Below are 26,372 nucleotides of genomic sequence, written 5' to 3' on the forward strand. Positions count from 1 at the left end.
AAGCGCCTGCCGGCACAGCGCAATCAACGCGGCATCTCACTTTATAATAACTACAAGTACCTGATTTTACTATGATTTCCCTTGTCGATCAGGCTCGCGGCGACATTCATGGCTGCGGTCTGCCTCAAGGGTCTGCCATGTCCGCGTCCCGATACGCTCGCGCTACTTCCCCTCTCGCTGCATTCCTGCTGGTCGGCGCGGCTCCGGCCCTGGCCCAGCCGGCGAGCGCGACGCTCGATACGATCTCGGTGGAGGCCTCCCGCGCGCAGCAGCCGGCTCCGCGGCCGGCCAGCGGCGGGCCGCCCGCGTCCCCAGTCGTCGCGCCGCCCGGCCCGGCCGGCGCCGTCGGCGTGGGGTCGGCCACGAGCGGCGGCGGCGGCGGCCCGACGGGCGTCGTCGGCTACACGGCCAAGGGCAGCGCGGCGGCGACCAAGACCAACACGCCGATCATCGAGACGCCGGCCTCGGTCTCGGTCGTCACCCGTGAGCAGCTCAACGACCGCAACGTCCAGACGCTCAACGAGGCGATCGCCTACACGCCGGGCGTTTCCTCCAACGTGTTCGGCTTCGATCCGCGCTTCGATGCCTTCTATATCCGCGGCTTCGACGTCACGAATATCGGCATCTACCGCGACGGCCTGCGCCAGCCCTCTGCGCCCTTCGCGATCCCCCGCGTCGAGCCCTACGGCCTCGACGCCCTGACGATCCTGCGCGGGCCGGCGGCGGGCCTCTACGGCCTCGGCGCGCCCGGCGGCATCGTCGACGTCACCTCGAAGCGCCCGACCTCCGTGCCCTTCGGCGAGATCTGGCTGCAGCGGGGCAAGTACGACCGCTATCAAGGCGCCTTCGATCTCGGCGGCCCGATCGAGCCGAGCGACGGGCAGCTCTCCTACCGCCTCACCGGCCTGTTCCGGCAGGCTGACAGCTTCCTGCCCGGAGGCCGGGAGGACCGCAACTTCATCGCCCCCGCGATCACGTGGCGGCCCGATGCCGATACCAGCCTGACGGTGCTCGCCGAGTATCTCGACAACACCGTGCCGGGCAACGCCTCGTTCTACTCGAACTTCGCCGATCCGCGCTTCCAGAAGACGAACCTGTTCTCGGGCGATCCCGCCTTCCAAGACTACACCACCCGGCAGTACCGCATCGGTTACGCCTTCGAGCACCGCTTCGGCCCGGACGTCGTGTTCCGGCAGAACTTCCGCTATTACAACGTCTTCGGTGACCTGAGATACACCCAGATCGACACGATCAGCCCGGATCTCCAGACCGCCGGCCGCTCGAACGGGCGCATCACCAACGCCCTCGACACGCTCTCGCTCGACAACCAACTCGAGACCCGCTTCACCACGGGCCCGGTCGCCCACACCCTGATCGCCGGCATCGACTACACCAATTCGCGCTACACCGACCGGCGCGGCTTCCTCGTCGTGCCCGATCTGCAGATCGGCGGCCTGATCCGCCCGAATTACGGGGCGCAGTTCATCCCGACCCCGGCGCTCACAGGCGCCTCCCGTCAGCGGATCGAGCAGCTCGGCACCTACGTGCAGGATCAGGCGCGGATCGGATCGCTGATCCTCACCCTGACCGGACGGCACGACCAAGTCTCGCAGCTCTCCGAGAGCTACAGCGCTCCGGCGGCGACGGGCCCCGCGGCCGCGAACGACCGGGCCTTCTCCTACCGGGTCGGCGCCAACTACCTGCTGACGGACTTCATCGTCCCCTACGCGAGCTTTGCCACCACCTTCGCGCCGCAGCTCGGCTTCGGCCGCGACAACGCTCCGTTCCAGCCGACCACCGGCGAGCAGTTCGAGGCCGGCATCAAGACCCAGCTGCCGGGCCGAAACGTGTTCCTCAACATGGCGGTGTTCGACATCACCCAGTCGAATGTCCTGCGGCCCGATCCGGTCAACCCGATCCTGTTCCAGGCCGCCATCGGCGAGGTGCGCTCGAAAGGCGCCGAGCTGGAGCTGACCGCCAATCTCGGCCCCGGCATCAACGTGCTGGCCTCCTACAGCCACATCGATATCCGGACGACCCGCAATCCCGGCGCGCCGGAGACCGTCGGCATCCCGCTCTCGGGCATTCCCGCCAACACGGTCACGGCCTTCGCCAACTACGCCTTCCAGCCCGACACCGACCTGTTCGGCCTGAGCCTCGGCGGCGGAATCCGCTACGCCGGAACCAGCCCGGCCAACGAGGTGCCGGGCAGCTTCCGCAACTCGACCGTGACGCTGTTCGACGCGGTGGCGGCCTACGATTTCGCCAAGGTCGATCCGCGGCTGACCGGCATGCGACTCCAGGTCAACGTGAACAACGCGTTCGACCGCCGCTATTTCAACTGCCAGGCGGGCGCCTGCTACCGAGGCCAGCCCCGGCAATTCTATGCGAGCCTGATCTATCGCTGGTGAGACGAAGCCCGCCCTGACCCGCGTCATGCGAAACATCCCCGCCCAGGCCATCCTCGACGATGCCCTGGACGGCGCCTTCGCGGCTTTCTCCGGTCGCCTCCGCCGCGATCCGGATCCGCTTGCCTGCGCGCTGTCGGATCTGGGGGGCAACGGTGCGATCCGAGACGGGATCGCCCTCCTCGCGGACGCCCATCCCGGAGCGGAGCGCAAGGCGGTGGCCTCGCTGTGGAGCGCCCACCTCTTCGCCGCGCTGATCGCGCCGGCTCTCGCGGCGGGGGCGCGGCTCGGGGTCGCCATCGCGGCCGAGGCGATCCGCTTCGCGCCGGGGACCGGGCTGCCGGGCACCCTCCACCTCGCACAGGAGGCGCCGCGCCCCTGCCCTCTCCCGGCCCAGGTCGACCGGCTGCTCGCCGAGGGCGTCGCGCCGGTGGTTCAGGCCCTGCGGGTTGAGACGGGATTGTCCGCCCGGCTGCTGTGGGAGAATGCCGGCGGCCACCTGTTCTGGACGCTGAGGATGATCGCGCGGGACATCCCGGAGCGGGCCGGCGCGGCGGCCGAGGCGCTGCAGGCCCTGCGCTGGCCGCGCGACGCCTGCGCGGCGCTGACGCTGATGCGCGCCGACGCCGTGGCGGGTTTCGATGCGCCGCGCCGCCGGATCTGCTGTCTGCGTCACGGCCTGCCCGGCTTCTCGAAATGCGAGGGGACCTGCCCCCTGCTCAGGCCCCGCGCGACATCTCTGGCGGAGGGCAAGGACCCGACGTTCGACATTGATACCGCGTCCGAGTGATTGCTTGGGGCCGTCTCCGTCATGATGAGGCGGGGCCGAGGCGATCGGCCGGGCATGGCCGTTCATCGCCTGACAGGGTTCGAGCGGCGCCGCGCTCAGCCGCCGCGCCCGGCTTCCGCGCCGAGGCCGCGCTGCGCCTTGGACCGCAGGCGCTTGTTCTGGAAGATCAGCGTGACCGTGGCGCCGCTGTCGCGATCCGACCAGAGGTAGGTCTCGTACGTGCCGAGCCCGGGGATCGTCGCGGTGGCCTCGATCGTGCCGCGGCAGCCGAGCAGGTCCTCGACGTCCGACAGACGCATCTCGGCCTCGAGCAGATCGAAGCTGCCGAGGCTCACCGGACACCGTGTCCGCCGCGTCGGCGGCCGGTGCGCGGCGACCGGGCGGAGCGGCACCGCCGGCCCCGGATCGGCCGCCGTCGGCCGTGCGTGCGGGGTCCGGGCGGGCGGCGCATTCTCCGATGCATCGGGGACGACGGCCGGTCTCGCATCACCGGCGTCCGGTGCGGTCGCGGGCGGGTTGCCGCCGGGCGACGCAACGGGTCGCGGCTTTGCCCGTGCGGCGTCGCCGCCCTGCAGGGCGGGTGTGAAGGCCGGACCCTGCCGCAACCGTGTGGCCCCGACCGGGGGGCCGCCGCGGCCGGAGCCATGCGGCGCCCGCTCCTCGCCCGCCTCGCGCGGGACGCGAGCATGGCCGACGACGATGGCCCGGCGCAGGGCGGTGTCCAAGCCGCGCAGTTCGCGAGAAAGGCGCTCGCTCCGTCCTCTGCCGGCCGCGCCGGAACGGGTCTCGCAGTCCGCGAAGGCGGCGAGGGCATCGCGGATCTCATCCTCGGTCCACTGCCCGGCCGGCTTGCCGAACAGATCGGCCTCGCCCTGCGGAACCGCCGGCGCAGCGACGGCACCGAGCCGGCCGAGCCTATTCTCGGCGAGGGCGCGGTGGGCGCCGCAGCCGCCGACCGCCGCGAGGGCGGTGCGGAACGGCGAAGGGGAGGCGGCCAGGGACGAGCCGCATGCGGCTGCGAGCAGGACCGATGCGAGGAGGAGGCGCATGGAGACGGTCGCCCGGGATCAGATCGATCGGCTTAAGCGACCGGTTCGGCGTGAACGGACCCTTACCGCACGGACATGACGCCCGGACTTCGGCCGCGATGCCTTACTGCCCGTTGACCGTCTCGCTCGAATCGACCGGATCCGATCGACCCTTTCGGGATCGATCGAGCGGGGCGGTCTGACCGCCCTGCCCCGCTGCCGCAGTTTTCACGGGAAAACCGCCGCGCTTCAGGCCGTGCCCTTCGGCGCATTTCCGCGCCTGCGACGGCGGGCCAGCATGTTGAGGGCCTCCACGCCCGCCGAGAAAGCCATGGCGGTGTAGATGTAGCCCTTGGGCACATGCGCCCCGAACCCCTCGGCGAGCAGCGTCATGCCGATCATGATCAGGAAGCCGAGCGCCAGCATCACCACGGTGGGGTTGGCGGCGATGAAGCGCGAGAGCGGATCGGCGGCGAGCAGCATCACCGTGACCGCGGCGAGAACCGCGACGACCATGATCGCCACGTGCTCGGTCATCCCGACCGCGGTGATGATCGAGTCGATCGAGAAGACGAGATCGAGGATCAGGATCTGGACGATGGCGGAGCCGAAGGTGATCGCCGCCTGACTACCGGGCTTCTCCTCCGGGCTCGGATCGACGCTGTGGTGGATCTCCTTGGTCGCCTTCCACAGCAGGAACAGACCACCGGCGATCAGGATGAGGTCGCGCCAGGAGAAGCCCTTGCCGAAGACCTCGAAGACCGGCTCGGTCAGGTGGACGATCCAGGCCACGGTGCCGAGCAGGGCGAGCCGGAGGATCAGGGCGAGGCCGATGCCGATGCGCCGGGCCCGGGTCTGCTGGTCGGCCGGCAGCTTGTTGGTGATGATCGAGATGAAGATCAGGTTGTCGATCCCGAGCACGACCTCCATCACCACGAGGGTCGCGAGCGCCGCCCAGGCGGTCGGATCGGTGGCGAGTTGCAGCAGGCTGTCCAAGGGGAGGTCCACCCGTCGTTCGTCGGTTCAGAAGGGAAGGGGAAAGCGGCTCGTGGCGCCCGGTGCGGCGTCTGGCGGCGCGAGCACGCGCACCGCCTTCGGCACGACCTTGAAATGGGCCGGCGTCCAGGTGGTGAGTTCGCCGTCGGTGTTGACGGCGCGGGGCTTGCGGGTGGTCAACACCAGCTCGGTGGTCTCGAAGGCGCGCACATCCGCGGCCTTGCCGTGGGTGCCCCGGCGCAGGGCCGGCAGCAGCGCGATCAGCCGCCACCAATGGGCGACCTCCAGGCTGTAGAAGTCGAGCCTTCCGTCATCGACGGTGGCGTCCTCCTGCACCGTCATCCCGCCGCCGTAATGGCGCCCGTTGCCGACCGAGGCCTGGATCGTCGTCACCTTCTCGGTGCGGCCGTCATGCTCGATCGTCACCGTGAAAGGGCGGGCGCGGCGCAGCAGGCGGATGGCGGCGATGGCGTAGCCCACCGTCCCCCAGGTCTTCTTGGCATTCGCCGTCAGTTCGCTGGCGAGATCGGCCGAGAAGCCGACGCTGGCCACGTTGAAATAGTAGTGCCCGTTGACCCAGCCGAGATCGATCGCCTTTTCCGGCGCGCTCGGGATGATCCGCGCGGCGGCCTCCGGATCGAGGGGCAGGCCGAGGGAGCGGGCGAGATCGTTGGCGGTGCCGAGCGGCAGAATGCCGAAGGGCAGCTTGGTCTCGACCAGAGCGGGCGCCGCCGCATTCATGGTGCCGTCGCCGCCGCCGAGGATCACGAGATCGACCGCGCCGGCATGGCGCTCGATCACTTCCTTGCAATCGGTGCTGCCTTCGGGCTCGATGAGGTCGAGCCCGCCCTCGCGCAGAACCGTTCGGATCGCGTCCAGCGGCCCGGATCCGCTGCGGGCCTTGCTGTTCACGAGGAGGAGCGCGCGGCGTCCCCTCGGTTTCGCGTTCGCGCTCAAGCGGCCGCTCCGGTGATGATCGGACGGAGCAGGGAGACCACCATGGCCGGCAAAAGCCTATCCTCGCACGCTTCCGCGCCGCGTTCGCGCCAGCGTCAACAGGGATCCGACATCACGATCGACGCCTCGACCGTCAGAGGGGCCCGGACCCGTCTTCGGCAATCCCGCTGGAGGCGCCCGCCGGGAGCGCTCGTCCGTTCCGCCCCGAGGGCAGGATGAGCCGGGACTGCCACGCTCAAGGTGGGGAGTTCCCGCGGGTTGGCAAGAGCCCGAAGGTTGGCAAGAGGAGGACGGAGCCAAGGAGCAGGAGGCGCAACAGGACATACCCGGGGACGGACAGGGCTGCGCGGCGATCGGGCCGCTTCCGGAGCGCGGCGGGGAGGGACAGCGGGGGTAACGGGCGCTCCGGCGCGCCAGCTGTCGCAAACGGGGCCGGACTCGGTTAGGTACGCCATCGGTGGCGGAAAGCGTGGAACCGTCGCGGCGCGTTCATGCGTTCCGTCCCACCGACCGCCTCCCGCGGAATGCCCGCCGCCGTCATCCGTCCGAGGTGTGAGCCGACGGTCGCCGGGCGCTTCGTGAGGCACCTTCAGGCCTGCTCGCCCGATCGGTCCCGTCATGCGCCCCGTCCTGCTCCTGACCCTTCTCCTCTCCTCGGCCTGCGCCACCGGAACCGCCCTGGCTCAGTCGGGTTCGAACTGGGTCGATCCACCGGCGAAATCCGAACCCGCCCCGGCCGCGAGCGAGCGGGCGAAGCCCGCGGCCAAGCCGGGCCCCCGCTTCGAGGCGGAGCCGGAGGCACGGGCCCGCGCGCATCGGGAAGCCGCCTCCCCTCCGGCCCGGAGAGAGACGCGCCGCCACGACCGAACCCGCGCGGCCGAGATGCGCCGTGCCCGTCGGGCCGCCATCCGCGAACGGGCGCGCGAGCAGGAGCACACCCGCACGGCCCGGACCGAGCGCGCTCTGGAGCGCCCTGCCCCGCCGCCCGCCCGGATGGTCCGGAGCGAGCCGGATCCGCGCTTCGGGGACTGGGCCGTCACCGCGCGTCGGCTCAGCCTCGACTATCTCGACAGCGTATCCGCGCCCAACGGCGCGATGCTGGCCTCCGCGCCTCGCTTCTACGGCGGCCCGGTCCGCTTCCATGGACGCATGATGTCGCTCAGCGCACTGCTCGCCGAGAAGCAGCGCTTCGCCCGGCGCTGGCCCGAGCGGCGCTACGAGCCGCAAGGGGAGCCGCGGGTCGCCTGCGACGGGCAGAGCGCGACCTGCCAAGTGCGCGTCGTTCACGATTTCACCGCGCTGAGCCCGTCCCGCGGGGCGCGCTCGCAGGGGGTCGCCGAACTCACGCTGACGGTGAGCTTCGCCGGCGGCGCGCCGGTCATCGTGTCGGAATCGAGCCGCGTCCTGAGCCGCGCCGGGGCCTGACGCCGGATACGCCGCCGCATCGACCGGATACTCGGGCCGGTCCATGCTGTAGTAGCAGGGGACGGGCGCCGCCGGGCGGCGTTCCGGAACGATCGAGAACAGGGCATCGCGCGCGTGAAGGGATCGGCAAAGGCCGCTGGCCGGAGCAAGGACGAGACGGCACCTCCCGAGGCGCCGGTCTCCGAGGACGATCGCCGCATCCGCGCGCTGATCCTGGCCGAACTCGACCGGCGCGGGGCGCGGCCGGTGGCGCGCCGCACGCTGGCTCTGATCGCCGAGGGCTTCGTCGAGCCCGCCGACGGCGTGCCCGGCTACCGGATCGTCGACCGGACCGGCGCGGTGCGCCTGCGGGGCGAGGACGGAACCGGCGTGCCGCTGACCCTGCACGACCTCGTCGAGGAGCTTCGCGCGCAGCACGCCCCGCTGTTCCTCCCCCCTGCCCCCGAGCCGGAACCGGAGCCGCCCCGCGACACCATCGCCGACGTGCGGGCCGCGGGTGCCCGCTTCGTGGAGACGCAGTCGGCGCTGGCGCGCTCGCTGGCGAACAGTTCGGCCGAGCGCAGCCGGGCGCTCGCCAGCGCCGCGACCGAGACCGTCGAGGGCTGGCGCAGCCGGCTCGCCGAGCGCCTGAAGGCTCGGCCGAGACCCGCCCCGGTCGAAGCCACCCTCGATTCGACCGATTCGGCCCCGAACGCCGCGGAGCGCTTGGCCGAGGCGCGCGCCCGCGTCGAGGAGAGTTGGCGGCGCGTGGCGGGCGGGGTCCAGCCCCGGCAGACCGCGATGCGGCTGCGCGACCGGGCGGAGGACGCGCTGGCGGCCCGCAGCCGCCGCCCGGTCGCGCTGATCGCGCTCGGCGCCCTGGCCGGCGCCGGCCTCGTCGCCGCGCTCTCGCTGAGCGGGCGCGAGACGGGGGATGCAGAACGCCCCGCTCAGCAGCGCGCCGAAACGCAGGCGCCGCAGACGGCGCCGGCGGGATCGCCGCCGACCTCGGAGCGCGCGCCGGGCGAGGAGCCGGCCCCCGACGCCTCCACGGAGATGCCACCCGCGGAGACCGAGCGTCCGCCGGAGCCGGAGCCGCGCAAGGCGGCCAACGCCCTCGTCGGCGTGCCGGAGGTGATCGATACGGCGACGCTGCGGGTGGGCGGGAAGGTCGTGCGCCTGTTCGGCGTCGAGTGGGTCCGCGGCGGTCAAGCCGACGAGTTGAGCAAGTACCTGCGCAAGCGCTCGGTGACCTGCCAGCCCGCCCCCGGCAGCAGCGCCTATATCTGCACCGTCGAGGGTCGCGACCTCTCCGAAGTGGTGCTGTTCAACGGTGGCGGCCGCGCCTCGTCCGAGGCGACGCCGGATCTCGCCGCGGCCGAGGATCACGCCCGCACCGAACGGCTCGGCGTCTGGAAACGCTGAGACGCCGGGCAACGGCCGAGCCCGTCCTGTCCAGTCGAACCCCGTCGATGCCGCGGGGTGGGCAGCGCGGGAACCGGCCGATCGTCTGGTCCGCTCGATCGAACCGGACCACGTGTCAGAGCAGCGGCTGGCGCGCGGCGGCGTCCTCGCGGGCGCAGATGACGGGGTCGGGCCTCGTCCCCTCTCCCTCCAGGGCGCGCTTCAGGTCGGCCCGGGCGCGCTCCAGATCGGCGCGGAAGCCGGGATCGGCCTGCAGCACCGACATCAGCGCCGAGGCGCCGGTGCGGGCGGCCTCCACGTCGCTGAGCCAGTGGACGCCGCACACCACCCGGCTCTCACCATAGAGCCGGCTGCGCACCAGGAACTGCGTCGCCTTCTCCGGCATCAGGCTCGCCATGATCATCCCGTAGGCCCAGCCCTGCCCGGCATGGCCGGAGGGGTAGCTGAAGCTGTCGGCGAGCTCGGGCGTGCGAGCGACGCAGATCGGCGCCTCGTTGCCGACGAAGGGGCGCAGGCGGCGGTAGCGCCGCTTGGCCACGCGGGTGGCGCGCGCGACGTCGATGCGGGCCCGGTCGAGGAGGCGCATCAGGTCGGGCACGCGGGTCTGGTCGATGCGCTGGCCGAGCACGCAGGCATAGTCCTCCAGAAGCGCGGCACCGCCATCGGCGACGTCGTTGGTGGCGAGGGCCCAGCGCGGGCTGCCCTGGTACGCTCGCGTGGCATTGTAGACCGCCCGGTCCGCCGCCTCCCCCGCCGAGTGCCCGGCCGGCGGCGGCGGCAGGATCGCCACGAGATTGGGTGTTGCCTCGTCGCTGAGATAGCCCTTCGGGGCGGCGGACGTGAGCTTGTCCTTCTCCAGCGACGGCGCGGCGGCCGCCGGGCTCGACGCCCCCGAGGGCTGGGAACGGGCGGGTAGGGCCTGGAACGGTCCGGTCGCGAGAATCAGCGTCAGCAGGGCGGCGAGGCGCACCGGCGCATGGGTCGGGCGAGACATCGGAGTGGCAGCTTTCAGGCGCCGCAGCCAAGGATCGGGACGGCGGAGGGGGGACTGGGCATCAGTCTCGAACCGATGCCTCGGCCCTGTCTAGGAGCGAGGTACGACAGACGCATCACAGTCCGATCCCCCTGTCATACGACGTTGATTCGCTCGGTTCGCTCGATGTCGGCGCACCGGCACCGTGCCCTCCCCGCGATCGGATCAGACGGCCCGGATCGCGTCGGCGACGGCGCCTGGAAACTCCTCGTGGGCACTCAGCGCGCCCGGCACGGGGGCGGCCACGACGCGGCCGGTGGCGATCAGCGCGTCCATCTCGGCGCCGGAGCGACGCGGCGCCTGGTCGGGGCGCAGCACCTGCACCGGCGGCAGGCCGTGGCCGAACAGGGCGAGGAAGTCCTCGCGCGAGGCCGCCGGATCGAGGCCGCCCGTCACGAAGGCCGCCGTGCCGAAGCGTCCCCGGCTCTGCCGGGTGATGCGGTGCTTGGCGGCGACGACGGCGGGCGTGACATGGGTCGCCTCGGCATAGACATGGGCGCGCATCATCCGCCCGATGACCGGCGGGCTGATGTTGATCCGGTAGAGCGCCTCGCCGAGGAGCGGCATCTCGACCGCCCGGCGGATCCGGCCGAACCACGCGGCGCGCTCCGGCCCCAGGGCGGTCGGCAGCGGCCCGCGCCAGGTCGGCGCCACGAGCACGAGCCGCGCGAAGGCGCCGGGATGGCGGCGCGCGGCGGCCACGAGATAGGGGGCGGCATGACCCGCCGCGACGGCGAGCGCGTAGGGGCCGGGCGCGGCCTCGAGCAGCGCATCGAGGAAGGCATGCAGGTTGGCCGGGTTCAGCGGCAGCCGCGCGCGGGGATGGGCGCCGAAGCCCGGCCAGTCGGGCACGAGGCAGCGGTGGGTCCCGCCGAGTTCGCGGGCCAGCGGCAGCATCTCCTCGCGGGCCGAGATCGAGGAGAGGGCGGGCAGGAGCAGGGCCGGCGCCCCCTCCCCGATCTCGGCGCAGGGCGTCGCGACCCGGTGCCCCGCGACCGTGAGGTCGAGGGTCCGGGTCGCGACCGAGGAGCTGGCCGGTGTCATCAGGTCCGCAGCAGTTCGTTGATGCCGGTCTTGGCGCGGGTGCCGGCATCGACGCGCTTAACGATCACGGCGCAGTACAGGCCGGGGCCGGGGGTGCCGTCGGGCAGCGGCTTGCCGGGGGTCGTGCCCGACACCACCACCGAGTAGGGCGGCACGCGCCCGAAGAAGGTCTCACCGGTGGTGCGGTCGATGATGCGGGTCGAGGCGCCGATATAGACGCCCATCGACAGGACCGAGCCCTCGCCGATGATCACGCCCTCGGCGACCTCGGCGCGGGCGCCGACGAAGCAGTTATCCTCGATGATGACCGGGTTGGCCTGGAGCGGCTCCAGCACGCCGGCGATGCCGGCACCGCCCGAGATGTGGCAGTTCTTGCCGACCTGGGCGCAGGAGCCGATCGTCACCCAGGTGTCGACCATGGTGCCCTCGCCGACATGGGCGCCGAGATTGATGAAGCTCGGCATCAGCACCGCGCCGGGCGCGATGTAGGAGCCGCGGCGCACGAAGCAGCCCGGCACGGCGCGGAAGCCCGCGGCGCGGAACTCGGACTCGCCCCAACCGGAGAACTTCGAGGGCACCTTGTCCCACCACGCCGAGGAGCCGGGGCCGCCCTCGATCGGTACCATGTCGTTGAGGCGGAAGGAGAGCAGAACCGCCTTCTTCAGCCACTGGTTCACCTGCCAGGTGTCGCCCGCCTTCTCGGCGACGCGGGCCCGACCGGAATCGAGCAGGTTCAGCGCCTCGTCCACCGCCTCGCGCACGGCGCCGGTGGTCGCGGTCGAGATGCCCGCGCGCTCCTCCCAGGCGGCTTCGATGGTCTTTTCGAGATCGGCGTGTGACATCGGGACTTTCCGGACTTGAGTGCCTTCCGACGAAGTGGCGACCGGCTCGTCGAGAGAAGGCACGTTACACAAGGACCTGGAGGCGCCGGCTCGATCGGATCGGGTCGGCGTCTCGCGACGGAACCAAAGGTGGTCGTGCTTACAAAAGCCGTCCGGTCCTGTCACCGTTTGCGTGGCGCGAGGCCGACGAGCCGCTCCCGCACGCCGGACAGGCCCCGCACGAGGCTCAACAGTTCCTCGGCCATGCCGTCATGGATCGCCGCCGCCGCCTCGGGAAACTCGCGCAGGACGCGGCTCATCAGCGAGGGCGTCACGCGCATCACCTCCGAGGCCTCCCGCGCGCGGGCATCGGCCGGCCGCGCGACCTGCCGAAACAGGGCATTGCGTCCGATCACGCCGGAGCGGGACACCGTGACCGGCGGTGCGTCGTGCCGTGTCGGAGTCAGCGCGATGGAGCCGGACATGACGACGTAGCCGCCGTCGGAGGGCTCGCCGCGGGCGAACAACAGCTCGCCCTCCGCCAGAAGACGCCGCTCACCGGCGAAGGACAGCAGGCGCAGGGCATCGCGCCCGAACAGCTCGAACACGGGCGCTGCGGCGAGGATCGCGATGTCGTCGTCGAGCCCCAAGCCTGTCCGCCCCTCGGCCGCGATACGCTACGCCCCTGCATCGCCTTCGACCCGGGCGCAGGCAAGCACTTTCGAATACTGTCGAAACGAAGCCCGACGGCTCGGGCGCAAGCTTAGCCGATGCGAGGACGGCGCGATACGCCGTCCGGGCGCGGGCTGTGAGCAAGGGTGGATAGCGGGCGAAGGCCCGGTCCCGGAGCCCTCGGTCCGAAGCCGACGCGTGGCGCCGTCGAATCAGGGCAGCAGCTTGTAGCCGCCGCCTTCCGTGACGAGGATGGCCGCGACCGCCGGGTTCGGCTCGATCTTCTGGCGCAGCCGGTAGATATGCGTCTCCAGGGTGTGGGTGGTGACGTGGGCGTTGTAGCCCCACACCTCGGCGAGCAGCGTGTCGCGCCCCACCACCTCGCGGCCGGCCCGGTAGAGGTAGCGCAGGATCGCCGTCTCCTTCTCGGTCAGCTTCAGCTTGGAGCCGCGCTCGCCGACCAGCAGCTTGGCCCCGGGCCGGAAGGTGTAGGGGCCGATGCGGAACACCGCGTCCTCGCTCGCCTCGTGCTGGCGCAACTGCACCCGGATGCGGGCGAGCAGCACGGCGAACTTGAACGGCTTGACCACGTAGTCGTTGGCGCCCGCCTCCAGGCCCTCGACCATATCGTCGTCGGATTCCTGCGCCGTCAGCATGATGATCGGGCCGCGGTAGCCGTTGCGGCGCAGGGTCCGCACCGCCTCGCGCCCGTCCATGTCGGGGAGGGCGACATCCATCACGACGAGATCGACCGGCTCCTGCGCGACGCGGTTGAGCGCCCCGGTCGCGGTCGGTTCGCCGATGACGGAGAATTCCTCATAGGCGTCGATCTGCTCCGTCAGTGCCTCACGCAGGGCGTCGTCGTCGTCGCAGACGAGGAGGCAATAAGGGTTGGACATCGACGCAGCGGCTCTCGACAGGCTTTCGGCCACCTGGGCTTCGCGGAACGATCAGGCAGGCGGCCAAGACAATTTCATGGCGGCACGCTGATCCGAAGAGGCATTTCGCCCGATGGCTGGCCGCGGACGGAACCCGCACAGCCCCGCCTGGCGATCAACCTAGTTCGTTTTACGCGCCGGGAAATCCGGATTGCGCGCTTATGCAGAATTTTCGCCATGTTCCACCATTCTCTGCCGCAACACGACGTCAGATCAGGCGAAGTGCAGGCAAACTTCGAGACAGGTTGGGACGAACCGGCAATGCGACGCCCTCAAGTTGTGAAGCGGAACGGCGGCACGGCAGGGACGGGGAGAGCCGGCGCCCTTGGAGTGCTGCGGGTGCGCCCCCTGCCCGGCGACGCGACCCGCGGCACGCTGATCGCGGGCGGAAGCGTGATCCCCTGCGCCCTCGGGCGCTCCGGCATCACGAGCCGCAAGCGCGAAGGCGACGGCGCCTCGCCGCGGGGCGTGTTTCGCCTGCGCGGCGGCTTCTACCGGCCCGACCGTTTCCCCGTCCGGCCGGTCAGTCCGCTGCCCCTCCGGGCGACGCGGCGCGACGACGGCTGGTGCGACGCGCCGCAGGACCGCCGCTACAACCGGCCGATCCGGCTCCCGAGCACGGCGGCCAGCGCCGAACGGCTCTGGCGCGACGACGCTCTCTACGATCTCGTGATCGATCTCGACTACAACCGCGGGCCGATCCGCCCCGGCCGGGGCTCGGCGATCTTCCTGCACATCGCCCGCAGCGGCTACCGGCCGACGGAGGGATGCGTCGCCCTGAAGCCCGCCGATCTGCTGCGCCTGCTTCGCCGCCTCGGACCCGGGACGCGGATGATGATCGGGCGATGACGGGCCGCTGACCGACCGAGCGACCGGACAGGCTCAGTCCCGCTTTGCCCGTCGCCCGAAGATGGCGGTGCCGACGCGGACATGGGTCGCGCCCATCTGGATCGCGGCCGGAAAGTCGGCGCTCATGCCCATCGACAGGATCGGCAGGCCGTGGCGCTCGGCCAGGCGGGCGAGCAGGCCGAAGTGGGGGGAGGGCGGATCCTCGGCCGGGGGAATGCACATCAGGCCGTGGATCGCCAGGCCGTGGGTCTCGCGGCACTCCGAGAGCAGGACATCGACCTGATCGGGGGCGACGCCCGCCTTCTGCGCCTCGTCCCCGGTATTGACCTGAATCAGGAGCTTGGGCGCCCGGCCGCTCCGGTCGATCTCCTTGGCCAACGCCGCGGCGAGGGAGAGACGATCGAGGGAGTGGATCACGTCGAACAGCTCGACCGCCTCACGCGCCTTGTTCGATTGGAGCGGGCCGACGAGGTGCAGTTCGACGTCCGGATAGCGCTTCCGAAGGGCGGGCCATTTGGCCCGTGATTCCTGCACGTAGTTCTCGCCGAACAGCCGCTGCCCCGCCTCCAGGGCCGGCAGGATGCCCTCGGCCGGCACGGTCTTCGAGACGGCGACGAGGTGTACGCTGTCGGGATCGCGCTCGCTGTCCTCGGCCGCCCGGCGGATGCTGGCGCGCACCTCCGCGAGGCCCGCGGCGACGTCGGCCTCGCCGACCGGCGGCTTGGTGTCGAGGGGCTCGATGTCCAGGGGCTGATCCGGGGTCTGGCTCTGATCGGGGGTCTGGCTCTGATCGGTCATGGGCCCTCCTTGCGGCGGCACCGCCGCGACTTCAAGGGCGGCGGCGCCTTTCCATCACCCCCGCCCGCGATATGCTGGCATCTCCCGAGACCAACGGAGATGCCCGGCCCGATGTTCGATACGCCCGCCGACGCCCAGACTCAGCTCGCGCAGGACTTTTCGCGCCCGCAGGTCGAGATGGTCGTCGAGGCGCTGATGCCGGCGCTGGCGTTCCGGCCTCGGCCGAACGGCGGGGCCGGCCTCGGCGGCACGCGGATCGGCGGGACGCCCGATCTTCCGCCGGGCCTTGCATGGCCGCGCCGCGCCAAGCCCGCCGACATCGAGGCGATCGCCGCGCGCGGGAACGCCGAGGCCGGGGAGGAGATGCGGCGGCACCTCCGCAAGGAACTGCCCTACGCCTTCTTCGCGCAGGTCGATCTCGGCGAGGCGCGAGAACGGACGAGAGGGCAGGGCACTCTCGCCGACGCCCTTCCGGGGCACGGCCGGCTGCTGTTCTTCTACGATCTCTCGGCCGGCCCCTGGGACAACGGATCCGAATCCGCCCGCGTCATCTGGGACGAGAGCCCGCGCGAGGGGCTCGCCGCTCAGGCCCTGCCGCCCGACCTCGCCGCGGCGGCCGAGGAACACCGGGCGGAGATCGCGAGGGTCAATCGGGAGTTCAAGCTGCCCCTGCCGAAGCCGGATTCCGGCACGCCCTACGGCGGCCCGGCCCGGCCGATGAGCCTGCATGTCATCCTGCGCCCGCCGGCAATCGAGAGCCTGGAAATGGAAGCGCGGCCGGCTCTCAAGACTGCCCTGGGCCGGCATTCGAACGGCGCGAACCGCTTTCGCGACAGCTATCAGGCGCTCTTTTCGCGGGCCTTCGACTGCTATCACGGCGCGGCCAATCCGGGCCGGCGCCACCAGTTCCTCGGCTCGCCGCTACCCGAGCAGAGCGACCCCCGTTTCGAGGCGGAGGTCGTCAGCCGTTTCGGCGTGCAGCATCTCAGCCGGGAGGCGTGGACGGCGCGCAGGCCCGAGATCGAGGCGGGTGCGCGCTCCTGGCGCCTGCTCCTGCAGATCGATGTCGGCGACTTCCTTCAGGAGAACGGGGAGGGGACCGTCTATTTCCTGATCCGCGCCGCCGATCTCGCGGATCGCCGCTTCGATCGGGTGGTCGCGGTCTATCAGCAGACCTGAACTGCCCTCAGCGCTGCCCCTCGATCGTTGACCCTTGACCGCACGGATATGCTACGTGCCGGGCTCCGGCCCCCGAGTCTGCCTCGCGCGGCCCGCCCCTTACGCTGATCCCGGCGCCCACGATGACCGATCCCGCACATTCCTCTCCGGCCGCGCAAGAGCGCCCTCAAGAGCGTCACCAGGAGCGCTACAACGCGAAGGATGCCGAGCCGCGCTGGCAGCAGGCCTGGGACGCGGCCAAGCTGTTCGAGACGAGGAACGACGACCCGCGCCCGAAATACTACGTGCTCGAGATGTTCCCCTACCCGTCGGGGCGCATCCATATCGGCCACGTGCGCAACTACGCCATGGGCGACGTCGTGGCGCGCTACAAGCGGGCCAAGGGCCACAACGTGCTGCACCCGATGGGCTGGGACGCGTTCGGCCTGCCCGCCGAGAACGCGGCGATGGAGCGCAAGGTCAACCCGCGGGACTGGACCTACGCCAATATCGCGACCATGCGCGGGCAGCTCCAGAGCATGGGCCTGTCGCTGGATTGGAGCCGGGAGATCGCGACCTGCGACCCCGACTACTACAAGCACCAGCAGCGCATGTTCCTCGACTTCCTGGCCAAGGGACTCGTGACGCGCCGTACGGCGAAGGTGAACTGGGATCCGGTCGATCACACCGTGCTCGCCAACGAGCAGGTGATCGACGGGCGCGGCTGGCGCTCGGGTGCGCTGGTGGAGCAGCGCGAGCTGACCCAGTGGTTCTTCAAGATCACCGATTTCGCGCAGGATCTGCACGACGCCCTCGACGGGCTGGAGCGCTGGCCGGAAAAGGTCAGGCTGATGCAGCGCAACTGGATCGGACGCTCGGAAGGGCTGGAGGTGCGCTTCGCGCTGGCCGCGCCGTTCGCCGGCACGCAGGAGCTGACGGTCTATACGACGCGCCCCGACACGCTGTTCGGCGCCCGGTTCCTGGCGATCTCGGTCGACCATCCGCTCGCCAAGGCCCTGGCCGAATCCGGCCCGCGGGCGGCGGAGCTGCAGGCCTTCGCCGAGGAGTGCCGCCGCATCGGCACGGCGCAGGAGGCGATCGATACGGCGGACAAGCTCGGTTTCGACACCGGTCTCACCGTGCGCCACCCGCTCGACCCCGCCTGGGAGCTGCCGGTCTACGTCGCGAATTTCGTGCTGATGGAGTACGGCACCGGCGCCGTGTTCGGCTGTCCGGCGCACGACCAGCGCGACCTCGATTTCTCGAACAAATACGGGCTCGGCAACACGCCGGTGGTCTGCCCCGAGGGGCAGGATCCGGAGACCTTCGTCATCACCGACACCGCCTATGACGGCGACGGGCGGATGATCCATTCGCGCTTCCTCGACGGCATGACCACCGACGAGGCGTTCAGCACCGTTGCGGACCGGCTGGAGGGTGAGACCCTGAACGGCGGACCGGTGGCGCGTCGAAAGGTGCAGTTCCGCCTGCGCGACTGGGGCGTCTCGCGCCAGCGCTACTGGGGCTGCCCGATCCCGATCATCCACTGCGAGGCCTGCGGCCCGGTGCCCGTGCCGGTGTCGGATCTGCCGGTGAAGCTGCCCGACGAGGTCTCGTTCGACCAACCCGGCAATCCGCTGGAGCGGGACCATGCGTGGCGCAAGGTGCCGTGCCCGCGCTGCGGTGAGCCCGCGCGCCGCGAGACCGATACCATGGACACCTTCGTCGATTCGTCCTGGTACTACGCCCGCTTCACAGCGCCCTGGCTCGCCGATGCTCCGACCGACCGCAGGACCGTCGATCACTGGCTCGCCGTCGATCAGTATATCGGCGGCGTCGAGCACGCGATCCTGCACCTGCTCTACTCGCGCTTCTTCATGCGAGCGATGCGGGAGACCGGCTGGTCGGGCGTCTCGGAGCCGTTCGCCGGCCTGTTCACCCAAGGGATGGTCGTCCACGAGACCTACAAGGACCCGGCGGGCGCCTGGGTGCCGCCGGCCGAGATCCGATTCGAGACCGAGGGCGGAGAGCGCAAGGCATTTCACGTGAAAACCGGCGCGCCGATCGAGGTCGGCCCGACCGAGAAGATGTCGAAGTCGAAGAAGAACGTCGTCGATCCCGACGACATCATCGCGAGCTACGGCGCCGACACCGCCCGCTGGTTCATGCTGTCCGACTCGCCGCCGGAGCGCGACGTGATCTGGACCGAGGAGGGCGTGCAGGGCGCCGCCCGCTTCGTGCAGCGCGTCTGGCGCCTCGTCCACGGCGCGGCGGGCGCGAACGGATCCGAAGGCCCCGGCGACATCGCCCTGCGCAAGGCCGCCCACAAGGCCCTCGCGGCCGTCGGCGAGGACATCGAGCGCCTGCGCTTCAACCGCTGCGTCGCCCACATCTACACGCTGGCCAACGCCCTCGACGAGGGCCTGCGCGGCGGCGCGTCCAAGGGGGCAACGGGGGAGGCCGCGCGCATCCTCGTCCAGCTCATCGCGCCGATGATGCCGCATCTGGCCGAGGAATGCTGGCATGTGCTGAGCGGGGAGGGGCTGGTCGCCGAGGCGTCCTGGCCGGTGGCCGATCAGGCCTTGCTGGTCGAGGACGAAATCACCCTGCCGGTGCAGATCAACGGCAAGAAGCGGGCGGACGTCACCGTGCCGCGCGATGCCGACGCCAAGGCCGTCGAGGCGGCGACGCTGGCGCTGGAGCCGGTGCAGCGCGCCCTCGAAGGCCGCATTCCGAAGAAGGTCATCGTGGTGCCGGGGCGGATCGTGAATCTGGTTGTGTGACCCGGCTCGCCCGAAGCGATCCTGCCGAGCGGGCCAGACCGCCGGTCTCTCTCCGGGGAGGGCGGCTGGCCGAGTGAGCGAAAGGCCATGACCGACGCCCTCCCCGCCCGCGACGACACCATCTTCGCCCCGGCGAGCGGCTCCGGCCGCGCGGCGGTGGCGGTGGTGCGCATCAGCGGGCCGGCTTCGGGGTGCGCCCTCGATCTCCTGGCCGGCGGACGCCCGGAGCCGCGCCGGCTCTCCCTGCGCCGCCTGCGCGATCCCGAATCCGGGGACACGCTCGATCAGGCGCTCGTCGCGTGGCTCCCCGGTCCCGCCACCGCGACCGGCGAGGACATGGCCGAATTCCACCTCCACGGCGGCCTCGCGGTGCGGACCGCGGTGCTGCGGGCCCTCGCTCGCGTGCCGGGCTGCCGGCCGGCCGAGGCCGGGGCCTTCAGTCGCCGCGCCTTCCTCAACGGGCGCATCGATCTCACCGAAGCGGAAGGCATCGCCGATCTCATCGACGCGGAGACCGAGGCGCAGCGCGTCCAAGCTCTGCGCCAGCTCGACGGGGCCCTCGGCCGCCAAGTCGCCGCGTGGCGCGAGACCGGCATCGAACTCCTCGCCGGCGCAGAGGCCGCCCTCGATTTCGCCGACGAGGGCGACGTGGACGAGGACGGCCTCGACGCCGCCCTGTCCGGCCGCGCCGCCGCCCTGCGCGATGCGATTCGCGGCGCTCTCGCCGATGGGCGCCGGGGCGAGCGGCTGCGCGAGGGCTTCTGCGTCGTGCTGGCCGGCGCTCCCAATGCCGGGAAATCCACCCTGCTCAACCGCCTGAGCGGGCGCGAGGCCGCCATCGTCTCGGACATTCCGGGCACGACCCGCGACGCCATCGAGGTGCGCTGCGATCTCGGTGGGCTGCCGGTGGTGCTGGTCGACACCGCGGGCCTGCGCGAGACGGAGGACGCGATCGAGGCGGAGGGCGTGAGGCGGACGCATCGCCACATCCGAAGCGCCGACCTCGTGCTCCACCTCGTTCCGCCGGACGGCGAGGCCGTCACGGAGGGCCTCTCGGATATCCCCGCTCTTCTCGTTCGCACCAAGAGCGATCTCGCGACCGGAGCGGCAGCGGAGGGCGGTCTCACCGTTTCGGCGGTCACGGGCGCGGGCCTGGACGCGCTGCTCGACGCCGTTCAGGACGCGGCCGCGGCCTCTCTCGGCCGGGGCGACGCCCTCGTCACCCGCGAGCGCCATCGGGACGCGCTGTCCCGGGCAGCCGCTCACCTCAACCGCGTCGCCGCCGCACCCGCCGGCTTCCCGCCGGAACTGATCACGGAGGATCTGCGGCTTGCCGTCCGGGCGCTGGGCGAGGTCGGCGGCCATGTCGGGGTCGAGGAGATGCTGGACCGCCTGTTCGCCGGCTTCTGCATCGGCAAATAGCATCGACACGTCGCGCGTTCGGTCGCCGCCATCCGAGCACCGCGGCCCGCCGGCCCCCGGCGGTCTGGAACCGTGGCGAGGGGTGCGACCGGACCACTCCGCGTTGACCTCCTCCACGGCGCGCGCATAAGCACGAGGCATGCACGAACACTCTTCCAGCTACGACGTCATCGTCGTCGGCGGCGGCCATGCCGGCGTCGAAGCTGCGGCTGCGGCCGCCCGTGTCGGCGCCCGCACGGCACTGGTCACGCACCGGGCCGCGACCATCGGCGCGATGTCCTGCAACCCCGCCATCGGCGGTCTCGGCAAGGGCCATCTCGTGCGCGAGGTGGATGCACTGGACGGGCTGATGGGCCGCGTCGCCGATGCCGCCGGCATCCAGTTCCGCCTGCTCAACCGCCGGAAGGGGCCGGCCGTGCGCGGCCCCCGCACCCAGGCCGACCGGGCGCTCTACGCCCGTGCCATGCAGTCGGCGGTGGCCGAGACGCCCGGCCTGACCGTGATCGAGGGCGAGGCCGACGATCTGATCGTCGAGGCGGGCCGCGTCGCGGGCGCGGTGCTCACGGATGGGCGGCGCCTCGACGCCGCGGCGGTGGTCATCACGACGGGCACCTTCCTGCGCGGGCTGATCCATATCGGCGAGCGTCAGATCCCCGCCGGCCGTGTCGATGAAGAGCCAGCCCTCGGGCTGGCGCGGACGCTCGACCGGCACGGCTTTCGCCTCGGCCGCCTGAAGACCGGCACACCGCCCCGCCTCGACGGACGCACCATCGACTGGGGCGCGCTGGAGATGCAGCACGCCGACGCCGAGCCCGTGCCGTTCTCGACCCTGACCGAGCGGATCACGACGCCGCAGATCGCCTGCGGCATCACGCGCACCACGCAAGCGGTCCACGACCTGATCCGGGCCAACCTCCACCGCTCGCCGATGTATTCCGGCGGCATCAGTAGCCGCGGCCCCCGCTACTGCCCCTCAATCGAGGACAAGGTGGTGCGTTTCGGCGATCGCGAGGGCCACCAGATTTTCCTCGAACCGGAAGGGCTCGACGATCCGACGGTCTATCCGAACGGAATCTCGACGGCGCTTCCCGAAATGGTCCAAGCCGGCATCATCGCCGCCATTCCGGGCCTGGAGCGGGCCCGCATCCTGCGGCCGGGCTACGCCATCGAGTACGATTACGTCGATCCGCGCGAACTCGACGCGACGCTCCAGACCAAGCGCCTGCCCGGGCTGTTCCTGGCGGGCCAGATCAACGGCACCACCGGCTACGAGGAGGCGGCGGGGCAGGGGCTGGTGGCCGGCCTCAACGCGGCCCGGCTGGCTGGCGGCTCGGATCTCGCGATCTTCGACCGGGCCGAATCCTATCTCGGCGTGATGATCGACGACCTCGTCACCCATGGGGTGAGCGAGCCCTACCGCATGTTCACCTCGCGCTCGGAATACCGCCTGAGCCTGCGCGTGGACAATGCGGACGAGCGTCTGACCGCGCGCGGCATGGCCCTCGGCTGCGTCGGCTCCGCCCGCGCCGCGCATTTCGCAGCCTCGCAGGCCGCGCTCGCCGCGACGCGCGCACGGCTCGACGCCCTGAGCCTCACTCCGAACGAGGCCGCGCTCCACGGCCTCTCTCTCAACCGCGACGGGTTGCGCCGCAGCGCCTTCCAGCTTCTGTCCTATCCGGAGATCGGCTGGGATCGGCTCGCGGCGGTCTGGCCGGAGCTGGCGCGGGTGCCGCCACGGGTCGCCGAGCGGCTGCGGACGGATGCGACCTACGCCGTCTATCTCGACCGGCAGCAGACCGACATCTCCGCCTTCCGTCGCGACGAGGCGGTGCGCCTGCCGGCCTCCCTCGATTACGGCGCGATTCCCGGCCTCTCCAACGAGATGCGGATCAAGCTCGACAGCGTGCGTCCGATCACCCTCGGCCAGGCGGCCCGCATTGAGGGCGTCACCCCGGCGGCCTTGACGCTGCTCGCAGCCCACGCGCGGCGTAGCCGGACCCAAGCGACGACTTGAGGGCCATGAGGATTTTATTCCAAGACCTTGATCTGACCGGCCATGGCTTCAACGGCCTGTCGCGCGCGCTGTTGGGTTGCCGGGCTAAGGGGGAGTGAACCCTTGGAAATTGTAAGTCACCGCCGACAATTTTCGGACCGACGCCGCGCATGAGCACTGATTTGCGTCGTCGCGTGCTCGACGAGCACAATGTTTCACGTGAAACAGCCGAGGCTCTCGACCTTTACGTTGCGCAGCTCACGCGCTGGCAAACCGTCAAGAATCTCGTCGGCCCAGCCACCTTAGCCGAGGTCTGGCAGCGCCACGTCGCCGACGCCCTCCAATTGCTCACCCTCGCACCGGAGGCCAAGCGCTGGCTCGACCTCGGTTCGGGTGCCGGCATCCCTGGGCTCATCCTCGCCATCGCCGGGAGGGGAAAAACGGATTTTCATGTCAGCCTCGTCGAGAGCAATGCGCGCAAATGCGCCTTCCTCTCGGAGACGGCCCGCCTCACCGGTGCGCCCGTCACCGTCCACAACGCGCGCATCGAAGCCGTCGTCGGCACACTGAGTGGTATCGAAATCGTCTGCGCCCGCGCCCTGGCTCCGCTCTCGCAACTCCTGGCATGGACCGAACCTTTGTTGACAAGCGGCACCATCGGGCTTTTTCCGAAGGGACGTGATGCAGCCGCGGAATTGACCGAGGCCGAGGATGCGTGGACATTCACCCGCGACCTGATTCCGAGCCGCACCGACTCGCAGGCACGGATCGTGCGCGTCACGTCGCTTTCCCGCGTGGACCCATGACCGACTTATCCATGGCCTCACCGGCCCAGGCTGCTCCGGCGCAAGCCAAACCGCTCCGGGTGCTCGCGCTCGCCAACCAGAAGGGTGGCGTCGGCAAGACGACCACGGCGATCAATCTCGGCACGGCCCTGGCCGCCATCGGCGAACAGGTGCTGGTGATCGACCTCGACCCGCAGGGCAACGCCTCCACGGGTCTCGGCATCGACCGCCGCCGCCGCAAGGTCTCGACCTATCACGTCATGGCGGGCGAGGCGCCGCTGGCGGATGCGATCACGCCGACGGCGGTGCCGCGGCTCTCCGTCGCCCCGTCGACCATGGACCTGCTCGGCCTCGAGCTCGAGCTGGCGAGCGCCCAGGATCGGGCCCATCGCCTGCGCAACATCCTGCGCGAGCTCACGACCCCGGCGGGTATCGAGCCCATCAGCTACGTGCTGATCGACTGCCCCCCCTCGCTCAACCTGCTCACCATCAACGCGCTTGCCGCCGCCGATGCGGTGATGGTGCCGCTGCAATGCGAGTTCTTCGCGCTTGAGGGCCTGAGCCAGTTGCTGCGCACCGTCGAGCAGGTACGCGGGGCACTGAACCCCAAGCTCCAGATCCAGGGTGTCGTGCTCACCATGTACGACCCGCGCAACAACCTCTCGACGCAGGTCGTTGCCGACGTGCGCGGCTTCATGGGCGACAAGGTCTACGAGACCATGATCCCGCGCAACGTGCGCGTCTCGGAGGCGCCCTCGCACGGCAAACCGGTTCTGCTCTACGACCTCAAATGCGCCGGCTCGCAGGCCTATCTGCGGCTCGCCTCGGAAGTGATCCAGCGGGAGGGGCGGGCGCCCCCGCCCGCGGCCGCCGCTTAGTGTCCCTCGCACAACGCCCAACGCGCCGGTGCGACCGGAAGGGACGCGCTCCGTGACCGGGCGGTTTGTGCGGCGCTCTTCGTCATTCAAGAGTTTGGAGTTTGGATCGTGGCAATGGCGGATGATACGGCGCGGCCGCGGCTCGGACGCGGCCTCGCGGCGCTGATCGGCGACTTTTCCGACGACGCGCCGGAGGAGGCGACCCGCAGCGCCGGCCACCCGCAACGCAAGGTTGCGGTCGAGTTCCTGCGCCCGAATCCCCGCAATCCGCGCCGCCGCTTCTCGGAACCGGAACTCGACGAGCTGGCCGCCTCGATCCGCCAGCGCGGCGTGATCCAGCCGATCGTCGTGCGCGCGCTTCCGGGCGTGCCCGGCACGTTCGAGATCGTCGCCGGCGAACGGCGCTGGCGCGCGGCCCAGCGGGCCGGCCTCAACGAGGTGCCGGTGGTGGTGGTCGAGATCGACGACCGCACCTCGCTCGAATACGCCATCCTCGAGAACGTCCAACGCACCGACCTGAACGCCATCGAGGAGGCGGCGGGCTACGAGCGGCTGATGGGCGAGTTCAAGTACACCCAGGCCGAACTGGCCGACCTGCTCGGCAAGAGCCGTAGCCACCTCGCCAACACGCTGCGCCTGCTCCAGCTTCCTCCGACGATCCAGGACCGGGTGATCGCCAGCGAGATCACCGCCGGCCACGCCCGGGCGCTGCTCTCCGTGCGCGACCCGGAGGCGGTGGCGCGCCGCATCGTGGCCGAGGGGCTGTCGGTCCGCGAGGTCGAGGCGCTGGCCGCAGCCGAGGCGCCGCAGGACGACGCGCCGCGCCCGGGCCGGCCGCGCCGCTCCGCCGAGGGGGACGCCGCCCTGCGCTCCCTGGAGGACGTGTTGGGGCGGGCGCTGGGCTACCGCGTGGCGGTGAAGGCCAAGGCGAGCGGGGAGGGCGAGATCCGCATCCGCTACGCCAGCGCCGAGGAGCGCGACGCGCTCTGCCGCAAGCTCGGCGGCGCTTGAAGGACGCACGCAACCGTCGCTGTGGCGAGGCCGGTGGCGGCCTCACCACGCGCGCGCCGTGATCCGAAAGCGGGCTTTGCGCGACATCGTCACGAGCCCGCTCCGGGCGAAAACCGCTCGCGCGAAGCCTGAACAGCGATCCGTCAGCCGCGCCGCCGCGCCGCCTCGACGGCGATGCGCAGGAACACGCCCTGCGCCTGGGCGTGGGCGAGCTCCGGCTCGGAGCGGCGGCAGGCGAGCACCGCGTCCTGGAGCCAAGCCACCGCCTGTTGCAGGCCTGGTGCCGACCAGCGGGCTAGTTGGGTCTCGGCCAGCGCCTTGCGTCGGAAGTGCAGGCCGCGCCAGTTGGCGACGAGCTGGCTCGCGCTGCCGCGCGGATTGTCGAGGCGCAGGGAGAGCAGGGTGAGCGCGTGCCGCAATCCGGCGCCGAGCATGGCCGAGGGATCCATGCCCTCGTGGCGGAAGCGGCGGTACTCGCGCTCGGCCTCACCCGCACGGCCGGCGAAGGCCGCGTCGATCAGTGCGTTGAGCACGCTCGCGCCGACATCGCTGACGATCGCCTCGACGTCGTCCACGCCGATACGGTCCTGTCCGCGGGCATAGAGAGCGAGCTTGCCGATCTCCGACAGGCTGGCTCGGCGGTCGCTGCCGAGGCTGCCCGCCAGGAGATCGCGGGCATCGCGGTCGATGCGCAGGCCGTCCTCCTGCAGCGTGCGCTCGATCAGGTCGGCGAGCGTGCGCTCGTCGTCGGGGTAGCAGGGCAGGGCGAGCGCCCTGGGCGAGCCCTCGCAGAGGGTGCGCAGGGGGGCGGAACGGGCGAGGTCTCCCGCCTCCACGACGATCCGAGCCCCCTCGGTCAGCGCCTTCAGCACGGCATCGACCGCCGGCGCGTAGTTGCGGCTGCCGGAGCGTACCCAGATCGTGCGGCTGCCGCCGAACAGGCCGACGGTGCCGGCCTCGTCCACGAGCCGCCCCGGATCGGAGGCCAGGGTATCGCCGTCGATTTTGATCAAGGCGAAGGGATCGTCGGGGTCCGCCACCATGCCCCGAACCAGCCGCGCCGCGCGGTCGGCGACGAGACCGGTATCGGGCCCGTAGACCAGGGTCACCGCGATGCGCGGATCGGGGCCGCGCCGGACCAGCCCCTCGACGTCACCGGCCTTGACCGCCGTCATGCCG

The 26,372-nt window shown here is 71.1% G+C and carries 22 protein-coding genes; 12 read left to right on the top strand and 10 right to left on the bottom strand.

What is annotated here, in order from left to right; genetic code table 11:
* The first annotated feature begins 137 nt into the window (after positions 1 to 137).
* Positions 138 to 2,411, top strand: coding sequence for a TonB-dependent siderophore receptor (locus HNR01_RS13535; protein WP_210313239.1), 2,274 nt, complete (start codon positions 138 to 140; stop codon positions 2,409 to 2,411).
* 25 nt (positions 2,412 to 2,436) lie between these two features.
* Positions 2,437 to 3,198 carry a siderophore-iron reductase FhuF gene (gene fhuF / locus HNR01_RS13540; RefSeq protein WP_183668058.1) on the top strand — a complete coding sequence of 254 codons (762 nt, stop codon included), beginning with the start codon at positions 2,437 to 2,439 and terminating at the stop codon, positions 3,196 to 3,198.
* Positions 3,199 to 3,293: 95 nt separating this feature from the next.
* Here fhuF and HNR01_RS13545 read toward each other — a convergent pair whose 3' ends face one another.
* From HNR01_RS13545 to HNR01_RS13555, 3 genes are all read right to left on the bottom strand, one after another.
* Positions 3,294 to 4,247, bottom strand: coding sequence for a hypothetical protein (locus tag HNR01_RS13545; protein ID WP_183668059.1), 954 nt, complete (start codon positions 4,245 to 4,247; stop codon positions 3,294 to 3,296).
* Between the two features lie 228 nt (positions 4,248 to 4,475).
* Positions 4,476 to 5,222: a TerC family protein gene (locus HNR01_RS13550; protein ID WP_183668156.1), complete on the bottom strand. Its 747-nt coding sequence runs from the start codon at positions 5,220 to 5,222 to the stop codon at positions 4,476 to 4,478.
* A 27-nt stretch (positions 5,223 to 5,249) separates the two neighbouring features.
* Positions 5,250 to 6,179, bottom strand: coding sequence for a lipid kinase (locus HNR01_RS13555; RefSeq protein WP_183668060.1), 930 nt, complete (start codon positions 6,177 to 6,179; stop codon positions 5,250 to 5,252).
* 618 nt (positions 6,180 to 6,797) lie between these two features.
* Between HNR01_RS13555 and HNR01_RS13560 the strand changes: the two genes are divergently transcribed.
* Positions 6,798 to 7,604, top strand: coding sequence for a hypothetical protein (locus HNR01_RS13560; RefSeq protein WP_183668061.1), 807 nt, complete (start codon positions 6,798 to 6,800; stop codon positions 7,602 to 7,604).
* Positions 7,605 to 7,718: 114 nt separating this feature from the next.
* Positions 7,719 to 9,008 carry a thermonuclease family protein gene (locus HNR01_RS13565; protein WP_183668062.1) on the top strand — a complete coding sequence of 430 codons (1,290 nt, stop codon included), beginning with the start codon at positions 7,719 to 7,721 and terminating at the stop codon, positions 9,006 to 9,008.
* A gap of 115 nt (positions 9,009 to 9,123) precedes the next feature.
* On the opposite strand, the gene HNR01_RS13570 is transcribed toward HNR01_RS13565, so the two are convergent.
* The 5 genes from HNR01_RS13570 to HNR01_RS13590 form a co-directional block, all read right to left on the bottom strand.
* Positions 9,124 to 10,002, bottom strand: a complete 879-nt coding sequence (locus HNR01_RS13570; protein ID WP_017485134.1) for an acid phosphatase — start codon at positions 10,000 to 10,002, stop codon at positions 9,124 to 9,126.
* Positions 10,003 to 10,206: 204 nt separating this feature from the next.
* Entirely contained in the window at positions 10,207 to 11,085 is an 879-nt protein-coding gene (locus tag HNR01_RS13575; RefSeq protein WP_017485133.1) for an alpha/beta fold hydrolase, read from the bottom strand.
* Positions 11,085 to 11,927, bottom strand: a complete 843-nt coding sequence (gene dapD, locus HNR01_RS13580) for a 2,3,4,5-tetrahydropyridine-2,6-dicarboxylate N-succinyltransferase (RefSeq protein ID WP_017485132.1) — start codon at positions 11,925 to 11,927, stop codon at positions 11,085 to 11,087. Before dapD ends, HNR01_RS13575 begins: the two co-directional genes overlap by 1 nt.
* A gap of 161 nt (positions 11,928 to 12,088) precedes the next feature.
* A complete protein-coding gene (locus HNR01_RS13585) occupies positions 12,089 to 12,556 on the bottom strand; it encodes a Crp/Fnr family transcriptional regulator (protein WP_183668063.1) in 468 nt (155 codons plus the stop codon).
* A gap of 234 nt (positions 12,557 to 12,790) precedes the next feature.
* Positions 12,791 to 13,477, bottom strand: coding sequence for a response regulator transcription factor (locus HNR01_RS13590; protein WP_017485130.1), 687 nt, complete (start codon positions 13,475 to 13,477; stop codon positions 12,791 to 12,793).
* A 300-nt stretch (positions 13,478 to 13,777) separates the two neighbouring features.
* Between HNR01_RS13590 and HNR01_RS13595 the strand changes: the two genes are divergently transcribed.
* Complete coding sequence (locus tag HNR01_RS13595; RefSeq protein WP_183668064.1) at positions 13,778 to 14,365, top strand: L,D-transpeptidase family protein; 588 nt, start codon at positions 13,778 to 13,780, stop codon at positions 14,363 to 14,365.
* A 33-nt stretch (positions 14,366 to 14,398) separates the two neighbouring features.
* On the opposite strand, the gene HNR01_RS13600 is transcribed toward HNR01_RS13595, so the two are convergent.
* Complete coding sequence (locus HNR01_RS13600; RefSeq protein ID WP_183668065.1) at positions 14,399 to 15,163, bottom strand: YggS family pyridoxal phosphate-dependent enzyme; 765 nt, start codon at positions 15,161 to 15,163, stop codon at positions 14,399 to 14,401.
* Between the two features lie 111 nt (positions 15,164 to 15,274).
* Between HNR01_RS13600 and HNR01_RS13605 the strand changes: the two genes are divergently transcribed.
* The 7 genes from HNR01_RS13605 (at position 15,275) to HNR01_RS13635 (ending at position 25,193) form a co-directional block, all read left to right on the top strand.
* Positions 15,275 to 16,342, top strand: coding sequence for a DUF1963 domain-containing protein (locus HNR01_RS13605; RefSeq protein WP_246417502.1), 1,068 nt, complete (start codon positions 15,275 to 15,277; stop codon positions 16,340 to 16,342).
* Positions 16,343 to 16,464: 122 nt separating this feature from the next.
* Positions 16,465 to 19,104 (top strand): leucine--tRNA ligase, encoded by a 2,640-nt coding sequence (gene leuS, locus HNR01_RS13610; protein WP_183668067.1) that lies wholly within the window; start codon positions 16,465 to 16,467, stop codon positions 19,102 to 19,104.
* 87 nt (positions 19,105 to 19,191) lie between these two features.
* Positions 19,192 to 20,526, top strand: a complete 1,335-nt coding sequence (gene mnmE, locus HNR01_RS13615) for a tRNA uridine-5-carboxymethylaminomethyl(34) synthesis GTPase MnmE (protein ID WP_183668068.1) — start codon at positions 19,192 to 19,194, stop codon at positions 20,524 to 20,526.
* Positions 20,527 to 20,665: 139 nt separating this feature from the next.
* Positions 20,666 to 22,540, top strand: a complete 1,875-nt coding sequence (mnmG, locus tag HNR01_RS13620) for a tRNA uridine-5-carboxymethylaminomethyl(34) synthesis enzyme MnmG (RefSeq protein WP_183668069.1) — start codon at positions 20,666 to 20,668, stop codon at positions 22,538 to 22,540.
* A gap of 149 nt (positions 22,541 to 22,689) precedes the next feature.
* Positions 22,690 to 23,325, top strand: a complete 636-nt coding sequence (gene rsmG / locus HNR01_RS13625; protein WP_183668070.1) for a 16S rRNA (guanine(527)-N(7))-methyltransferase RsmG — start codon at positions 22,690 to 22,692, stop codon at positions 23,323 to 23,325.
* Complete coding sequence (locus HNR01_RS13630; RefSeq protein ID WP_153874947.1) at positions 23,322 to 24,182, top strand: ParA family protein; 861 nt, start codon at positions 23,322 to 23,324, stop codon at positions 24,180 to 24,182. Before rsmG ends, HNR01_RS13630 begins: the two co-directional genes overlap by 4 nt.
* Positions 24,183 to 24,296: 114 nt before the next feature.
* On the top strand, positions 24,297 to 25,193 hold the full coding sequence (locus tag HNR01_RS13635) for a ParB/RepB/Spo0J family partition protein (RefSeq protein ID WP_017485121.1): 897 nt from the start codon (positions 24,297 to 24,299) through the stop codon (positions 25,191 to 25,193).
* A gap of 143 nt (positions 25,194 to 25,336) precedes the next feature.
* Here HNR01_RS13635 and holA read toward each other — a convergent pair whose 3' ends face one another.
* Complete coding sequence (holA, locus tag HNR01_RS13640) at positions 25,337 to 26,368, bottom strand: DNA polymerase III subunit delta (protein WP_183668071.1); 1,032 nt, start codon at positions 26,366 to 26,368, stop codon at positions 25,337 to 25,339.
* Positions 26,369 to 26,372 lie beyond the last annotated feature (4 nt).

The organism is Methylorubrum rhodesianum (assembly GCF_014199985.1).
Classification (GTDB): Bacteria; Pseudomonadota; Alphaproteobacteria; order Rhizobiales; family Beijerinckiaceae; genus Methylobacterium; species Methylobacterium rhodesianum.

What these genes read in the sequence shown, in the direction of transcription:
- HNR01_RS13535 (WP_210313239.1), top strand. Translation starts at nt 138, where the DNA reads ATGTCCGCGTCCCGATACGCTCGCGCTACTTCCCCTCTCGCTGCATTC.
- fhuF (WP_183668058.1), top strand. Translation starts at nt 2,437, where the DNA reads ATGCGAAACATCCCCGCCCAGGCCATCCTCGACGATGCCCTGGACGGC.
- HNR01_RS13545 (WP_183668059.1), bottom strand. Translation starts at nt 4,247, where the DNA reads ATGCGCCTCCTCCTCGCATCGGTCCTGCTCGCAGCCGCATGCGGCTCG.
- HNR01_RS13560 (WP_183668061.1), top strand. Translation starts at nt 6,798, where the DNA reads ATGCGCCCCGTCCTGCTCCTGACCCTTCTCCTCTCCTCGGCCTGCGCC.
- HNR01_RS13570 (WP_017485134.1), bottom strand. Translation starts at nt 10,002, where the DNA reads ATGTCTCGCCCGACCCATGCGCCGGTGCGCCTCGCCGCCCTGCTGACG.
- HNR01_RS13575 (WP_017485133.1), bottom strand. Translation starts at nt 11,085, where the DNA reads ATGACACCGGCCAGCTCCTCGGTCGCGACCCGGACCCTCGACCTCACG.
- dapD (WP_017485132.1), bottom strand. Translation starts at nt 11,927, where the DNA reads ATGTCACACGCCGATCTCGAAAAGACCATCGAAGCCGCCTGGGAGGAG.
- HNR01_RS13590 (WP_017485130.1), bottom strand. Translation starts at nt 13,477, where the DNA reads ATGTCCAACCCTTATTGCCTCCTCGTCTGCGACGACGACGACGCCCTG.
- HNR01_RS13595 (WP_183668064.1), top strand. Translation starts at nt 13,778, where the DNA reads ATGCGACGCCCTCAAGTTGTGAAGCGGAACGGCGGCACGGCAGGGACG.
- HNR01_RS13600 (WP_183668065.1), bottom strand. Translation starts at nt 15,163, where the DNA reads ATGACCGATCAGAGCCAGACCCCCGATCAGAGCCAGACCCCGGATCAG.
- HNR01_RS13605 (WP_246417502.1), top strand. Translation starts at nt 15,275, where the DNA reads ATGTTCGATACGCCCGCCGACGCCCAGACTCAGCTCGCGCAGGACTTT.
- leuS (WP_183668067.1), top strand. Translation starts at nt 16,465, where the DNA reads ATGACCGATCCCGCACATTCCTCTCCGGCCGCGCAAGAGCGCCCTCAA.
- mnmE (WP_183668068.1), top strand. Translation starts at nt 19,192, where the DNA reads ATGACCGACGCCCTCCCCGCCCGCGACGACACCATCTTCGCCCCGGCG.
- mnmG (WP_183668069.1), top strand. Translation starts at nt 20,666, where the DNA reads ATGCACGAACACTCTTCCAGCTACGACGTCATCGTCGTCGGCGGCGGC.
- rsmG (WP_183668070.1), top strand. Translation starts at nt 22,690, where the DNA reads ATGAGCACTGATTTGCGTCGTCGCGTGCTCGACGAGCACAATGTTTCA.
- HNR01_RS13630 (WP_153874947.1), top strand. Translation starts at nt 23,322, where the DNA reads ATGACCGACTTATCCATGGCCTCACCGGCCCAGGCTGCTCCGGCGCAA.
- HNR01_RS13635 (WP_017485121.1), top strand. Translation starts at nt 24,297, where the DNA reads ATGGCGGATGATACGGCGCGGCCGCGGCTCGGACGCGGCCTCGCGGCG.
- holA (WP_183668071.1), bottom strand. Translation starts at nt 26,368, where the DNA reads ATGACGGCGGTCAAGGCCGGTGACGTCGAGGGGCTGGTCCGGCGCGGC.